Source organism: Hymenobacter miniatus (assembly GCF_016427455.1).
GTDB lineage: Bacteria > Bacteroidota > Bacteroidia > Cytophagales > Hymenobacteraceae > Hymenobacter > Hymenobacter armeniacus.
The window spans coordinates 256137-270723 of sequence record NZ_JAELXR010000006.1 but is presented as its reverse complement, the minus strand read 5'-3'; the positions used below and the strand labels follow the sequence as shown (position 1 = coordinate 270723).

Here is a 14587-nt window from a genome sequence, read left to right as displayed (position 1 = left end):
GAGCAGAAACCAGTTTCTCATTATTCAGTTCCTTCCGCGTCTTCAGTACCGTCCTCTTCTACTTCGTGCTCTTCCTTACGCCATTTATCCCCCACAGCATCCCTGAATGCTTGCCAGCCACAATTCAGTTGGAACAACTCATTAACCGTTCGGTCGCGCTTGACAATAGATTCCAGCGCAACAACTTTTAAGTCAGCTAATTCATAGCTTGTGTCACAGAGAAATTGCCAGTCGCCCTCTGTGTCGTGAATGACGCGCAGAATGGGCATGCCTTCTAGTACTTGCTTTGTGGTGAATACCGCTACATTTCGTTCCTCCCGAAACTTAAAGTCGCTGTCACGGTCAAGCAAAGTCTGGCCCGATTTCCAATCGGGGTTGAAGTCTTCGTCCCAAGGGAAGTTTGCCTGTTTGTCTGGCCACACAATTTGCAGAACAGGAAATTCCCAACTTTGGTAAAACCAATGACCATAACCGAGATAGTCGGCGTAGCGTGCCTTGTCCACTTGCAGAAACCGCACATCGAAATCACCGATGAAATCGGGATAACCCACGGAAAGGTCCGGATTGGGCTGCTGGTCAAATAGCTCTTTGGCCGTCCAAAACATGGAATGCATCAAATCGTGGCTAAGCCCAAAGCAAATAAGCTCCGGGTAGCCATACGACTTGAAAAGCCCAATGGTGTAAGCGAATGTAGGAGAGTAGCCATCGCCTGGAACGATGGCTACGTGAAATCCATACTGCGCTACGTCGTTGACAATTTGCTGCTCCGCTTCCGCATTGTGTTCTGCGTGTTCTTCCGGCGTGGTCATCCGCTTCCTACGTCAGCATGCCGCCATCCACCTGCAGCACCTGGCCGGTGATATAAGCCGAGTCATCCGACGCCAGAAACGCCGTGGCCTTGGCCACGTCCTCGGGCCGGCCGCCGCGCTTAAGCGGAATGGCTTTGCGCCATTCGTCCACCTGCTTAGGGTCCAGCGCGTCGGTCATTTCGGTTTCGATGAAGCCGGGCGCGATGGCGTTGCAGCGGATGTTGCGCGAGCCCAGTTCCAAGGCTACCGATTTGGTGAAACCGATGATGCCGGCCTTGCTGGCGGCGTAGTTGGCCTGCCCGGCGTTGCCCTTGATGCCCACCACGCTGGTCATGTTGATGATGGAGCCGGCCTTGGCGCGCATCATGGGCTTGGTGGCGGCTTTGGTGAGGTTGAACACCGACTTGAGGTTGACGGTGAGCACCTGGTCCCACTGCTGCTCGCTCATGCGCATGAGCAGGCCGTCTTGGGTGATGCCGGCGTTGTTGACGAGGATGTCGAGCTTGCCGAAATCGGCCACTACGTCTTCAATCAGTTTTTCGGCCTGGGCGTAGTCGGAGGCGTCGGAGCGGTAGCCTTTTACCTTGGTGCCGGCGGTGGAAAGCTCGCTTTCGAGGGCCTGGCCCTTCTCGACGGACGACAAATACGTGAAGGCGACATCGGCGCCGAGCTGGGCAAAATGCGCCGCGATGGCGCGGCCAATTCCTTTGGAAGCGCCCGTGATGAGGGCCACTTTTCCGGTGAGTGTGTTGGTCATGGGGCGAAGGTAAGTAGCGCGGACTTTCGGCCCGCAAGGGCATGGTTTCACTGCACGGACTAAAAGTCCGCGCCGCGGCGGGCTAACTTCGCCGCAGATTATGCCCCACCACGACATCTGCATACTGGGCGCGGGCCCCGGCGGGGCCACCGCCGCCCTGCACCTCGCCAATGCCGGCCACACCTGCCTGCTGCTCGACCGCGCCGCCTTCCCGCGCGACAAAATTTGCGGCGACGCCCTCAGCGGCAAGGTCATCAACGAGTTGAAACGCATCGAGCCCGGCCTGCACGCCAAGCTGGCTGCCTCGCCCATGCAGATTCCCAGCTGGGGCATCGACTTCATTGCCCCGAATGGCCGCAAGCTCAGCATTCCTTTCAAGCCGAACTTCAACAAGGCCGCCGACGCCACCGCCGGCCACGTAGCCAAGCGCCTCGACTTCGATAATTTCCTGGTGGAAGAAGTGCGGCAGCGGCCCGAAATCGACTTCCGCGAAAACGTGGACGTGGCCCGCACCGAGCGCACCCCCGCCGGCTGGCAGCTCTTCGACAAAGCCGGCCAGGAAATCGCCACCTGCCGCCTGCTGCTGGTGGCCAACGGCGCGCAGTCGGAGTTTGCCCGCAAAGTGGCCGGCCACGCCCTCGAGCCCGACCACCACTGTGCCGGCCTGCGCACCTACTACGACGGCGTGAGCGGCCTTAGCCCCGATAATTTCATCGAGCTGCACTTCATCAAAGACTTCCTGCCCGGCTACCTGTGGGTGTTCCCCTTGCCCAACGGCCAGGCCAACGTGGGCGTGGGCATGCTCTCCAAAACGGTGGCCACCAAAAAAATCAACCTGCGCCAGCGCCTCGACGAGATTCTGGCCACGCACCCCACGCTGGCGCCGCGCTTTGCCGGGGCCACCCGGCTGGGGCCGGTGCGCGGCTTCGGCCTGCCGCTGGGCTCGAAGCGGCGGGCGCTGTCGGGGCCGGGCTACTTCCTGCTCGGCGACGCCGGCTCCCTCATCGACCCGTTTTCGGGCGAGGGCATCTCGCACGCCATGGTGAGCGGGCGCCACGCCGCCACATGGGCCGCCGAGGCGGTGAAAAAAGACGATTTCAGCGCCGAGTTTGGCAAACACTACGACAAAGCCGTCTACAACCGCCTGGGCCAGGAATTGCGCCTGAGCCGCGTGATGCAGCGCCTGCTCAACTTCCCCAGCCTGTTCAACATCGTGGCCAACCGCGCCGTGAGCAACCCCACGCTGGCCGCCACCCTCTCCATGATGTTCATGGACCTGGACCTGCGCGAGCAGCTGCGCAAGCCCAGCTTCTACTTCAAGCTATTTTTCGGCGGGAAGTAGGGCGGAGGCGAACAAAAAAGAATGCCAAGCCGGGCTGCATTCAGGCTGACAGCCGAATCAAACAAAACAGGCGCGAAATCGGAGTTTCGCGCCTGTTTAATTATTGCGCTGGCGTTGACGTGGCCGGCGGGGTGGCCGGCTTCTTATACCCGGGGCGGGGGTGGTAGCCGGTGCCCGGCTTGGCCACCGGCGCGGGCTTGATGGGCTCGTGGCCGTCGTTGCCCACGTAGCGCTTCAGGCTCTTGGCGGCATCGGGGTTGAGCTTGGCGGCGCGCTCCAGGTCGCGGCGGGCTTCGGAAAGCTTGTCGAACGACGAGTAGCTGATGCCGCGGTATTCCCACGCGTCGGCGTAGGCCGAATCGAGTTGAATGGCCTTCGTGAAGTCGACCACGGCGGGCTTGTACTGGTACATCTGCATCTTGGCCACGCCGCGGCCGAAGAAGGATTCCTTGTCGTCGGGCCGGTACTTCAGGGCCCCCGAGAAATCGGTGGCGGCCGCTTTGTACTGCTTCATCATCAGGCGGTTCACGCCGCGATTGTAGTAGGCGTCGGGGTTGTTGCGCTGGTACTTGATGGCCGCCGTGTAATCGGGAATGGCCTCCTTGTACTGCTTGAGGTAGCTTTTGGCCTTGGCGCGCTGCAGCAGGGCGGCGGGGTCTTTGGGGCTGGTTTTGAGGCGCGAGTCGGCCGACTCCAGCATGGCGCGGTAGTCGGCGGCGGTCATTTTTTTCTCTTTGGCCCGTTCGGCCGAGGCGGCGGTGGCGCTGGGCGTGTTGGGAGCGGCGGTTTCGGGGGCGCCCACGGTTTCGGCGGGAAGGCCGTTGGCAGTGGCGGCGGGTTCGGCCGTGGCAATGGGCACGGGCGTGGCCACGCGAGCGTCGGTGGCCGTGGCGGCGGCCCCGGTCGAATCGGGCCGGGTGGCGCCCGTGGCCACGGGCGCTGCCATGGGCTGGCTGTTCACGGTGGGTTTTTCCTTTTCCGTGACGGTGGTTGCGCAGTTGGTGAGGAAGGCCAGCAGCCCCAAGGCTGCCAGCGGCGTGCGAAGAAGTGATTTCATGGAGTACGGAACGTGTAAGGCGCGCTTTCCGGGCGCAGCCGGGGGCTTATACGGAGACGGAACAAGATTGGCTGCTAGCACGCTTCGAGCCAAAAGCTAATGGGCAAGCTAAGCAGTAGCCGCCGAATTGCGGCGCGGTGCACAGGGGCGGCTATCTTTGCTGCCCTAATTGGGTGGGTCCCCCAGCCGGGCCCGATGTACTTTTTTCTTTCGCAGAATTCTATGGCATTGCAATTTGATTTGGTCGTGGTCGGCAGCGGCCCCGGTGGGTACGTGGCCGCCATTCGGGCGTCGCAGTTGGGGTTGAAAGTGGGCGTCATCGAGCGCGAGTCGCTGGGCGGCATCTGCCTGAACTGGGGCTGCATTCCCACCAAAGCCCTGCTCAAGTCGGCGCAGGTGTTTGAATACCTCAACCACGCCGCCGACTACGGCCTCAAAGCCGACGGCGTGGGCTACGATTTCGGGGCCGTCATCGCGCGCAGCCGCGGCGTGGCCGACGGCATGAGCAAAGGCATCAACTTCTTGTTCAAGAAGAACAAGATTGAAACCATCATGGGCACCGGCAAGCTGCTGGCCCCCGGCAAAGTGGAAGTAACCAAGGCCGACGGCAGCAAGGAAACCGTCGAAGCCAAATCCATCATCCTGGCCACCGGCGCCCGCGCCCGCGAACTGCCGGCCCTGCCCATCGACAACCAGAAAATCATCGGCTACCGCAAGGCCATGGCCATGGAGCAGCTGCCCAAGCGCCTCGTGGTGGTGGGCTCGGGCGCCATTGGCGTCGAGTTTGCCTACTTCTACCGCACCATGGGTTCGGAGGTGACGGTGGTGGAATACCTGCCCCGCATCGTGCCGGTGGAAGACGAAGAGGTATCGCGCCAGATGGAGAAGTCGTTCCGCAAAATCGGCGTGAACGTGCTCACCAGCGCCGAAGTGACCAAGGTGGACACCGCCGGTGCCGGCTGCAAAGTGACCATCAAAACCGCCAAGGGCGAGCAGGTGATTGAGTGCGACGTGGTGCTGAGCGCCGCCGGCGTGGTCACCAACCTCGAAAACATCGGTATTGAGGAACTGGGCATCAAGGTGGAGCGCGGCCGCGTGATTGTGGACGACTACTACCAGACCAACGTGCCCGGCATCTACGCCATCGGCGACATCGTGCCCGGGCCCGCGCTGGCCCACGTGGCCTCGGCCGAAGGCATCATCTGCGTGGAGAAAATCGCCGGCCACCACCCGGAGCCCCTCAACTACCAGAACATCCCCGGCTGCACCTACGCCTCGCCCGAAATCGCCAGCGTGGGCTACACCGAAGCCGAAGCCAAGGAAAAAGGCTACGACGTGCTGGTGGGCAAGTTCCCCTTCTCGGCCTCGGGCAAAGCCAGCGCCGCCGGCGTAAAAGACGGCTTCGTGAAAGTCATCTTCGACAAGAAGTACGGCGAGTGGCTCGGCGCCCACATGATTGGCTCGAACGTGACCGAGATGATTGCCGAGGTCGTGGTAGCCCGCAAGCTCGAAACCACCGGCCACGAAATCATCAAGGCCGTGCACCCGCACCCCACCATGTCGGAAGCCATCATGGAGGCGGCTGCCGCCGCGTACGGCGAGGTGATTCACCTGTAGAAATTAGCTGTAAAGCAGTAAAAAGGCCCGGCTGAATCAGCTGGGCCTTTTTCGTTTTAGCAGAAGTCGTTTCATTACATTGCCGCCATGAATTCTATCGATAATATTTTGTTCTATCAAGCCCCTGATGGGCAGACGCAACTAGAGGTGCGGCTTGACTATGAAACTGTGTGGCTGACGCAGGCGCAGATGGTTGAGCTATTTAATACCACCAAGCAGAACGTGAGCTTGCACGTTCGGAATCTGTTTCGCGAAGGTGAGCTGAGCGAAGATTCAGTTGTCAAGGATTCCTTGACAACTGCCGCCGATGGGAAGAACTACCACGTCAAACATTACAATCTCGACGTCATTATCTCGCTCGGTTACCGGGTGAAGTCGTTGCGTGGCACCCATTTCCGGCAGTGGGCCACTAACATTCTGCGTCAATACCTCGTGCAAGGCTACGCGCTGAATGAGAAGCGCCTGCGCGAGAGTACCCGGCAATTGGCCGACCTCAAGCGGCTGGTGCAACTGCAGGGCGAAGTGGCCGCGAATCAGGAACTGACCTCCGACCAATCGGATGCGCTGCTGCGGGTGCTGGGTGACTACGCCCGCGCCCTAGACGTGCTCGACCAGTACGACCACCAGCGCCTGCGGGTGCGCGGCACGGCCACGGAGGAGGCCTTTGAATTGACGTATGAGGCCGGGCTGGATGCCGTGGAGAGCCTGCGCACACAATTTGGCGGCAGTACCTTATTTGGGAGGGAAAAAGATGCTTCGTTCCAAAGCTCGGTACGGTCAATCTACCAGAGTTTTGGGGGCGAGGATTTGTATCCGAGTGTGGAAGAAAAAGCGGCCAACCTGCTGTACTTCGTGGTGAAAAACCACTCGTTCTCGGATGGCAACAAACGCATTGCGGCATTCTTGTTCGTGTGGTTTCTGGACCGGAACAAGTGCCTGTACCACCCGGACGGCTCGCGTCGGCTGGCCGATAATGCCCTGGTTGCTCTCACGTTGCTGATTGCTGAAAGCAAACCGGAAGACAAAGCCACGATGGTGACACTTGTAGTTAATTTGATTAATCAGGACAACTAATCTTGCACTGCTTCCACCGCCGCAGCCGGCTCCTTCACCGCCTTGGGTTTCTGGCTCACCAGCCACACGCCCAGGAAAATAAGCGCAGCCTGCCCGGCCTTGCCCCAGGTGAGGTGGTCTTTGCCGAGGCTCACGGCGATGAGCACGGCCAGCACCGGCTGCAGGTAGATGTACACGCCCAACAGGGCGGGGGAGGCGTACTTCAGGGCCCAGTTATTCAGCAGGTAGGCGAAGATGGTGAGGAAGAAAATCATGAACCCGACCTCGGCCCAGATGTAGAGCGGGAAGCGGGCGTAGTCGGCGTGCACGGCCTCGCGCCAGCCGAAGGGAATGGCGATGCAGCCGCCCACCAGAAACACCCGGCTCAGCACCGTGAACGGGTGGTACTTGCGCATGAGCGGCGTGACGATGACCAGGTAAATGCCAAATACTGTGGCGTTGAGCAGAATGAAAATGTTGCCCAACGTGCCCTGCGGGTACACGGCCGCCGTTTGGGCGTTGCGGCCCAGAATGAGCGAGGCCGCGCCCACGGCGCCCACCCCGATGCCCAGCGCCCGGGGCAGCGTGATGCGCTCGCTCAGCAGCACGGCCGAGGCGATGACCACCACAATGGGCGCCACCGTTTGCAGCAGCGAGGCGCTGATGGGGGCCGTCAGGTTCAGGCCCGAAAAAAACAGGAGCTGGTTGAGGCCGATGCCCAGCACGCCGCAGGCAAGAGAGCGAAGGTTGTCGGCCCGGCCGATGATTTTGTCGTGGCGGGCCACCAAAAACTTGATGCCGGCGAAGAAAATGATGGCCCCCAGGATGCGCAGCGTGACAATGCCAAACGGGTGAAGGTAGTGCGGCATCACGTCCTTCGACAGGCTATAATTGGCCGCGTAGATGATGGTGACGACGAGAAGGGCCGCGTGCACGCGGAGTTGGTTGCGCATAGGAAAAGAGCAAAGCGCGCCGTGACGCGGGCCACAAAGGTCGCGCTGCGACGCCCGAATGCCTTGCCGGGCCGGGGCGTTTTATTCTCGGCTGCCCAGAATTTTTAGCAGCGTGCCCCCGGCCACGGTGGGTTCGGACTGCGCCCGGTACTGGTGAAGCACATAGCGCCGGGTCGAATCGGCGCCAACCAGCAGCCGCTGCCCCGGGCGCAGGTGCTGCAAGTGGGCCGGGGCAGGCCCCACCACCGCCAGGTCCATGCCCACTTCGCGCAGCGCGGCCTTGTAAAACAGCAGCACTGCCTGGTTGCGTTCGGCTTCCACAAGGGTGACGGCTCGCGGAAGAGGCAGGTGCAATAGCGGCGGCAATAGGTAGCCGTAGTGCAGCATGGGGTCGGTTTTTTCAACTTCCCAGCGCCCATGCTCGTGGTAGAGCAGCAGTCCCGCCGGCACCGCCGCGGCCACGGCGAGGATGTCGGCCACCACCGGCCGGAGCCAGCGCCAGCGCGCCCGTACCAGCTGCCCGAGGTGCTCCAGGCCCAGCGCGCAGAGCCGGGCGGCCATGGGGTAGACCGGGGCACTGTACCACCCTAGCCTAGTGCGGGCGGCCGAAATAATGACCAGAAAAAGGTTAGCCCCGGCAAGCCGGCGAACCGGGCAAAATGCCGCTTGGGCAGCGCCGCTGCGGCGCCTGCGCTGGCCAGCCAGCCGCCCACGGGCAGCAGCACCGCGGCCGCCGACTAGGTGAGCAGCGCCAGCCCCAACCACGCGGCGCCCCGCCACAGTTGCTTCGTTTGCCGGTCGTGCGCGTACCGGTACCACTGCAGGGCCGTTGCCGTGAGCGCCAGGGTGAGCACCGCGTCATAATCGCCAAACCGGGCCACGTGGGTGCCGTTGAAGCCGGCCTGTAGCCAGATGAACAGCGGCGGCTTGGTGTTCCACAGGTCGGGCTGCCCGTCGTAGCGCGTGATGAGCCAATCGCCGCTCTGCAGGATTTCAGTCGCGTTCACGGCCAGGCGGGCTTCGTCCCACACGTGCAGGACCGGCGTTCCCGCCTTCTAGCCAAACAGCACCGCCACTGCCCCCAGCAGCGCCAGTATTAGCCAGTCGATGCGGGAAGCTGCCCCAAAACGCTGCCAGAAAGAAACCATGGCCAAAGGCAACCGCCTGCTGCTGCCGCTGGCCAGGTCCGAAGCAGCTGCCCCGAGGAAGGCGTTTCAGGCCCCGGGCACGTATGGAACCCGCAGTGGCAACCGGCCACTTTTCTGGCCGTTGAAACCTGCCCTTGCCCGACCTTTGCCCAAAACCCTGCCATGGCCTCCCTCTTTCCCGACGACGAACCCACCGCCTTCACCCCGCCGCCCGCGCCCGGGCCCGACGCGCCCCTGGCCGAGCGCCAGCGCCCGCGCCGCCTGGCCGACTACGCCGGCCAGCAGCACCTGGTGGGCGAAACCGGGGTGCTGCGCCGCTATTTGAATTCCGGCCGGCTGCCCAGCCTCATCCTGTGGGGACCACCCGGGGTGGGCAAAACCACCCTGGCCCACTTGCTGGCGAGCGAGCTGAAGCAACCTTTTTCGGCCCTGAGCGCCATCAATGCGGGCGTGAAAGACGTGCGCGACGTCATCGAGAAAGCCAAGCGGCAGCGGGGCACGGTGTTGTTTATCGACGAAATTCACCGCTTCAGCAAAGCCCAGCAGGATGCCTTGCTGGGTGCCGTGGAGCACGGCACGGTCACGCTCATTGGCGCCACCACCGAGAATCCGTCGTTTGAAGTCATTCCGGCCTTGCTCTCGCGCTGCCAGGTGTACGTGCTGGAGCCGCTGAGCGCGGAAACCCTGCGCGACCTGGTGAAGAAGGCCCTGACCGAAGACACGGCCCTGCAGCAAAAAAAGGTAAAGCTGGCCGAAGACCACGCCCTGCTGGCCCTGAGCGGCGGCGACGCCCGCAAGCTGCTCAACCTGCTCGAAATTGTGGTGCAGAGCACGCCGCCCGACAAAAAGGGCGTCGTGCAGGTGACCGATGCCGTGGTGCAGCAGGTGGCCCAGCGCCCGCTGGCGCGTTACGACAAGGGCGGCGAAATGCACTACGACGTCATTTCGGCCTTCATCAAAAGCATGCGCGGCTCCGACCCCAACGCCGCGCTCTACTACCTGGCCGTGATGCTGGAAGGCGGCGAAGACGTGAAGTTCATTGCCCGGCGCATGGTCATTCTGGCTTCCGAGGACATCGGCAACGCCAACCCCAACGCCCTGATGCTGGCCACGAGCTGCTTCCAGGCCTGCACCGTCATCGGCCTGCCCGAGTCCGACCTCATTCTGGCCCAAACGGTGGTGTACCTGGCCACCTCGCCCAAGAGCAACGCCTCGTACCTGGCCATCAGGGCGGCGCAGGCCGAGGTGAAGGCCCACGGCGTGTACCCCGTGCCGGTGCCGCTGCGCAACGCCCCCACGCGCCTGATGAAACAGCTCGGCTACGGCAAGGAGTACGCCTACTCGCACAACGGCGAAGGCAATTTCGAGGAGCAGGAGTTTCTGCCCGACGCCCTCAGCGGCACCCGGTTCTACGAGCCCGGCCACAACGCCAGCGAGCAGAAAATTCAGGAGCGCCTGCGCGGCTGGTGGGGCGAGAAGTACGGCTATTAGGCAGCGAAATGGGCTGGTTTTGACGGGTGGCGAAGGCCTCGCTGCCGTTCGGCGAAGATTTAGCTTTTCTGTAATGCCCGGCAAAGTCAAACGATACAACGGCTTGTAACTTGCCAGCTCATTGGGAAGCGCAGGAGTGGCCAACGGCTTACGCCTGCCGCTCAGGCATTCAGTTCATTCCGTCACCATCCGTTAAATCTGCGGTCTCATGCGTCAGTTTTTTAAATACGTGCTGGCCACCCTCGTCGGGCTGGTCGCATTCAGTTTCATTGGGTTTTTGGTGCTAGCGGGCATCATCGGAGCGGCGGCCAGCGCCGGCGAGCACAAAAAGGTGGCCGCCAACTCGGTGCTGGAGCTCAAGTTGAACGAGCCCCTCGCCGAACGCGGGCGCGACAGCAAGTTCAATTTTGGCGGCAACAACTCGGCCACGGGCCTCGTGAACCTGAAAGAAGCCATTCGCCGCGCCAAAACCGACGGCGACATCAAGGGCATTCTGCTCAACCTGGGCATTGTGCAGGGCGGCATGGCGTCGTTGGAGGAAGTGCGCGACGCCTTGATTGACTTCAAGAAGAGCGGCAAATTCGTGGTGGCTTACCACGAAATCGCCTCCGAAAAGAGCTTCTACCTGTCGTCGGTGGCCAACGAAATTTACCTCAACCCCCAGGGCACGCTCGAATTCAATGGCCTGAGCTCGGAGGTGATGTTCTACAAGCGGCTCTTCGACAAGGCCGGCATTCAGCCCTACATCTTCCGGGTGGGCTCGTTCAAAAGCGCCGTGGAGCCCTTTTTTCGCGAGAGCTTCTCCGATTCGGCCCGCTACCAGACCGTGTCGTTCCTGAATTCCATCAACGGCTACATGGTGGGCCAGGTGGCCAAGGCCCGCGGCATCGACCCCGCCCGCCTCAAAGTCATCTCCGACTCGATGCTGGTGCACAACGCCCCCGACGCCCTGCGCCTGAAGCTGGTGAGCAAGCTCGGCTACTTCGATGAGGTGCAGGACTACATGCGCGGCAAGCTCGACCTGGCCAAAGACAAGAAACCCAACCTGGTGACCTTGAGCGAGTACACCAAAAACGACGAAGCCGACGAAAACGAGGGCAAAACCAGCGGCAACCGCATTGCCGTGATTTATGCCGAGGGCGACATCGTGACCGGCAAGGGTTCCGACGACAACATCGGCAGCACCAAGTTTGCCGAGGCCATCCGCAAGGCCCGCCTCGACGACAAGGTGAAGGCCGTGGTGTTGCGCATCAATTCGCCCGGCGGCTCGTCGCTGGCGTCCGACATCATCTACCGCGAGGTGGTGCTCACCAAGAAAGTGAAGCCGATTATTGCCAGCATGAGCGACGTGGCGGCGTCGGGCGGCTACTACATTGCCATGGCCTGCGACACCATTGTGGCCCATCCGAACACCATCACGGGCTCCATTGGCGTGTTTGGGGTGTTGCCCAACATTCAGCCGCTGCTGGCCGACAAGCTCGGTATCACGGTTGACCGCGTGACCACCGGCAAGTTTTCCGACCTGCCCACCATCACCCGGCCGCTCTCGGAGTTTGAGAAGCGCACCCTGCAGGAAGAAGTGAACCGCATCTACGCCGACTTCACCAGCAAGGCCGCGCAGGGCCGCCACATGCCCGTGGAGCGCCTGCGCCGCCTGGCCTCCGGCCGCGTCTGGAGCGGCCTCGAAGCCAAGAGCAACGGCCTCGTGGACGTGCTGGGCGACTACCAGGACGCGTTGAAGATTGCCGCGGCCCGCGCCCACCTCAAGGCCGACGACTACCGCGTGCAGCGCCTGCCGCGGCAGCGTTCGGAGATTGAAAGCCTGCTCAGCACCTTTGGGATGGGCGACGACAACGACGAGGCCAAAACCAAAGCGCTGAAAGCCGAGCTTGGGCCGCTCTATCCGGCCTACGCCCAATACCAGCAACTCATGCAGATGCGCGGCGTGCAGGCCCGCCTGCCGTATACGCTCGACATTCAGTAACCCGATTAGCAAACGCCAGATGAGGATGGCAGTTTTTGTTAATTCTTCCACTTTATGATGCAGGAACTTCGCGCGGCCGCCGCGTACATCCAGGCGCACTCCAACTCCTTTCAGCCCGAAACGGGCATCATTCTCGGTACGGGCCTGGGCGCCTTGGCCCGCGAGGTGGAGGTGGAGCACGAAATCAACTACGCCGACATTCCCAACTTCCCGCTTTCCACCGTCGAAAGCCACGCCGGGCGCCTGCTGCTGGGCCGCATGGCCGGCAAAAAGGTGGCCGTGCTGCAAGGCCGTTTCCACTATTACGAGGGCTACAGCATGCAGCAGGTGGCCATGCCGGTGCGGGTGCTTAAGCTGCTGGGCATTGGCCAGCTGCTGGTGAGCAATGCCGCCGGCGGCCTCAACCCCGATTTTAACATCGCCGACCTGATGCTGATTGACGACCACATCAACCTGCAGCCCGGCAACCCGCTCATCGGCCCCAACCCTGACGAACTGGGCCCGCGCTTCCCCGACATGTTTGCGCCCTACGACGCCGACCTGCTGGCCCGCGCCGAAGCCGCCGCCCAGGCGCTGGGCCAGGCCGGCACCACCCGCCGCGGGGTGTACGTCAGCGTGCCCGGCCCCATGCTCGAAACCCCCGCCGAGTACCGCTACCTGCGCACCATCGGGGCCGATGCCGTGGGCATGAGCACGGTGCCCGAAGTCATTGCCGCGCGCCACCTGGGCTTGCCGGTGCTGGCCGTGTCGGTTATCACCGATTTGTGCGCGCCGGGCCACCTCAAGCCCGTGGTTCTGGCCGACATTTTCGCCGCCGCCGGGGCTGCCGAGCCTCGCCTCACGGCCTTGATAAAGGCTGTGGTGGAGGGGCTGTAGAGCAAGATACTAGCTCAAATGCAAACAAAAACGGCCTTTGCATGAGTGCAAAGGCCGTTTTTATTTGAGAGGGCAATGACCCTAGGGTAGCGCCGAGAACACCCTAGCTTCGGGCACGCTGGCCCGGTTGGTGAAGCTGTAGCGCAGCTTATTAGTGGTCAGAGAATCGATTTTGTAGCCGCCGCCCCTGAATTCGGAGAGGTCCAGGTTATTGTTGCTGTCCAGGGTCCAGGTGCCGGTAGTAGTGGAGTTGTTACCTATCCATACCTGGGTATAAGTCCCCCCGGCGGCAAATTTTATCGTGTATTGGGTATTGGGCCCCTGGGGGCTGGCAACGGAACGGCTGTTGTTAAAAACCGTCCGGCTCAGGAGCCAGGTGTGGCCGGTGAGCATCTGCTCGGGAGTAAGCACCCGGTCGGCGGGATTTTCGGGCTTGGGCAGGCTGTCTTTTTTGTCACCGCAGCTGCCTAGCAGAAGGCTACCGCAGGCAAGCAAGGGAAAAAACAGCGCCGAACGTAGGGTAAACACAGCACCAGCGTGGTAAGGATGAAATAATGCCCAAAGTTAGGTGTTTTTGGTGAAAAAATTGTACTTCGTGGAAAGAATTAAAGTTAGCGTACCACTTTGGTCATACGCGTGGCGCTCAGCACGGCAAAAATGCCCACGCCGCCCTGCACGTTGCCATAAATGGCCGACGGCTGGGCGAAGGGATTGCCGTTGGCATTGCGGGCGTCGCGCACCGACTGGCGGAAGCGAAACATGGCATACTCCGTATGGTAGAGCGTGGCCGTCACGGTGTCGTTGGCGTTGAAGCGGTAGCTGGTGCCCACCGTGAAGTTCTGGCCGTTGAGCAGCCGGTCTTCGAGCGACATGTCCGTTTCCGGGCTTTTGCGGAGGTTTTTGGGAATGGGGTCGCCCTTGTGCAGCTGCAGGCGGTAGTAGTCGCCGGGCGCGGCCGGGTCGCGGAAGTTGGTCAGGAAATAGGCCTTGCGTTCCGAGCCCGACTTGTCGTTGAACTTGTACTCCACCGAGTCGATGGGGACGGGGGCCAGGTAGGTGGTGGTGCTGGTGGCGTGGCGACCCTTGGTGTCGCGCACGTCGAGCTTGAACACGTCGCCGGGCCGGGCCACCAGTGGGTCGCGCCCGATGTGGGAATGAAATTTCTCGCCCGTGGTGTCGGTCAGGGCTTTGTAGTTGGGCGAGAAGGCCAGCGGCACCAGCGTGCCGTTGGGCATGGTCAGGGTCACGGTCACGTCGGTGGGCACCTGCGGAATGACCGAGCTCAGGTAGGGCACCGACGTGGTGACGGCCAGGCTGGGCACCTTGCCGGGCTCGAGGTAACACTCCACCACCAGCTCCGAGGCATAGGTGGGCAGCGGCACGTCGATGTCGTTTTGGAGCTTGCCGCAGCCGGCCAGGGCCAGCAAGGGCAGCGCCAGAACAGTGAGGTTGGAAATGAATTTCATGGCTGGAAAAAGAACGTCACGTCGAGGTGAGCGC

14 protein-coding genes are annotated in these 14587 nt (G+C 62.1%); 6 read left to right on the top strand and 8 right to left on the bottom strand.

All coding sequences use genetic code 11. The annotated features are described in order from the left end of the window. Positions 1-20 precede the first annotated feature (20 nt). Positions 21-809 carry a DUF4262 domain-containing protein gene (locus JAO73_RS11920; protein WP_198977254.1) on the bottom strand — a complete coding sequence of 263 codons (789 nt, stop codon included), beginning with the start codon at positions 807-809 and terminating at the stop codon, positions 21-23. Between the two features lie 7 nt (positions 810-816). Continuing rightward, on the bottom strand, positions 817-1566 hold the full coding sequence (gene fabG / locus JAO73_RS11915; protein ID WP_190924168.1) for a 3-oxoacyl-[acyl-carrier-protein] reductase: 750 nt from the start codon (positions 1564-1566) through the stop codon (positions 817-819). A gap of 100 nt (positions 1567-1666) precedes the next feature. Here fabG and JAO73_RS11910 point away from each other — a divergent pair, with 100 nt between their 5' ends. After that, positions 1667-2908, top strand: a complete 1242-nt coding sequence (locus JAO73_RS11910; protein ID WP_198977253.1) for an NAD(P)/FAD-dependent oxidoreductase — start codon at positions 1667-1669, stop codon at positions 2906-2908. 100 nt (positions 2909-3008) lie between these two features. On the opposite strand, the gene JAO73_RS11905 is transcribed toward JAO73_RS11910, so the two are convergent. After that, positions 3009-3965, bottom strand: a complete 957-nt coding sequence (locus tag JAO73_RS11905; RefSeq protein ID WP_198977252.1) for a tetratricopeptide repeat protein — start codon at positions 3963-3965, stop codon at positions 3009-3011. 222 nt (positions 3966-4187) lie between these two features. Between JAO73_RS11905 and lpdA the strand changes: the two genes are divergently transcribed. Next, the gene (gene lpdA, locus JAO73_RS11900) at positions 4188-5582 is read left to right on the top strand and encodes a dihydrolipoyl dehydrogenase (protein WP_198977251.1); all 1395 of its coding nucleotides are present in this window, start codon (positions 4188-4190) and stop codon (positions 5580-5582) included. 87 nt (positions 5583-5669) lie between these two features. Continuing rightward, the gene (locus tag JAO73_RS11895) at positions 5670-6656 is read left to right on the top strand and encodes a virulence RhuM family protein/type II toxin-antitoxin system death-on-curing family toxin (RefSeq protein WP_198977250.1); all 987 of its coding nucleotides are present in this window, start codon (positions 5670-5672) and stop codon (positions 6654-6656) included. Here the strand turns inward: JAO73_RS11895 and JAO73_RS11890 are convergent. The 3 genes from JAO73_RS11890 to JAO73_RS11880 all read right to left on the bottom strand — a co-directional run bounded on the left by JAO73_RS11890 (position 6653) and on the right by JAO73_RS11880 (position 8619). Further along, positions 6653-7588, bottom strand: a complete 936-nt coding sequence (locus JAO73_RS11890) for a DMT family transporter (protein WP_198977249.1) — start codon at positions 7586-7588, stop codon at positions 6653-6655. The genes JAO73_RS11895 and JAO73_RS11890 overlap by 4 nt on opposite strands. An 81-nt stretch (positions 7589-7669) precedes the next feature. Next, a complete protein-coding gene (locus JAO73_RS11885) occupies positions 7670-8149 on the bottom strand; it encodes a hypothetical protein (RefSeq protein WP_198977248.1) in 480 nt (159 codons plus the stop codon). A gap of 176 nt (positions 8150-8325) precedes the next feature. Then, positions 8326-8619: a hypothetical protein gene (locus JAO73_RS11880; RefSeq protein WP_198977247.1), complete on the bottom strand. Its 294-nt coding sequence runs from the start codon at positions 8617-8619 to the stop codon at positions 8326-8328. Between the two features lie 279 nt (positions 8620-8898). Between JAO73_RS11880 and JAO73_RS11875 the strand changes: the two genes are divergently transcribed. The 3 genes from JAO73_RS11875 to JAO73_RS11865 all read left to right on the top strand — a co-directional run bounded on the left by JAO73_RS11875 (position 8899) and on the right by JAO73_RS11865 (position 13087). Beyond that, positions 8899-10227, top strand: a complete 1329-nt coding sequence (locus tag JAO73_RS11875; RefSeq protein ID WP_198977246.1) for a replication-associated recombination protein A — start codon at positions 8899-8901, stop codon at positions 10225-10227. A 208-nt stretch (positions 10228-10435) separates the two neighbouring features. After that, positions 10436-12211 carry a signal peptide peptidase SppA gene (gene sppA, locus JAO73_RS11870; RefSeq protein WP_198977245.1) on the top strand — a complete coding sequence of 592 codons (1776 nt, stop codon included), beginning with the start codon at positions 10436-10438 and terminating at the stop codon, positions 12209-12211. A gap of 54 nt (positions 12212-12265) precedes the next feature. Continuing rightward, a complete protein-coding gene (locus JAO73_RS11865; protein ID WP_198977244.1) occupies positions 12266-13087 on the top strand; it encodes a purine-nucleoside phosphorylase in 822 nt (273 codons plus the stop codon). Positions 13088-13168: 81 nt separating this feature from the next. Here the strand turns inward: JAO73_RS11865 and JAO73_RS11860 are convergent, their stop codons facing one another. Together JAO73_RS11860 and JAO73_RS11855 are read right to left on the bottom strand one after the other, a co-directional pair. Further along, positions 13169-13615, bottom strand: a complete 447-nt coding sequence (locus JAO73_RS11860) for a hypothetical protein (protein WP_198977243.1) — start codon at positions 13613-13615, stop codon at positions 13169-13171. Positions 13616-13698: 83 nt separating this feature from the next. Beyond that, positions 13699-14553, bottom strand: coding sequence for a DUF4249 domain-containing protein (locus tag JAO73_RS11855; RefSeq protein ID WP_198977242.1), 855 nt, complete (start codon positions 14551-14553; stop codon positions 13699-13701). Positions 14554-14587: the final 34 nt, after the last annotated feature.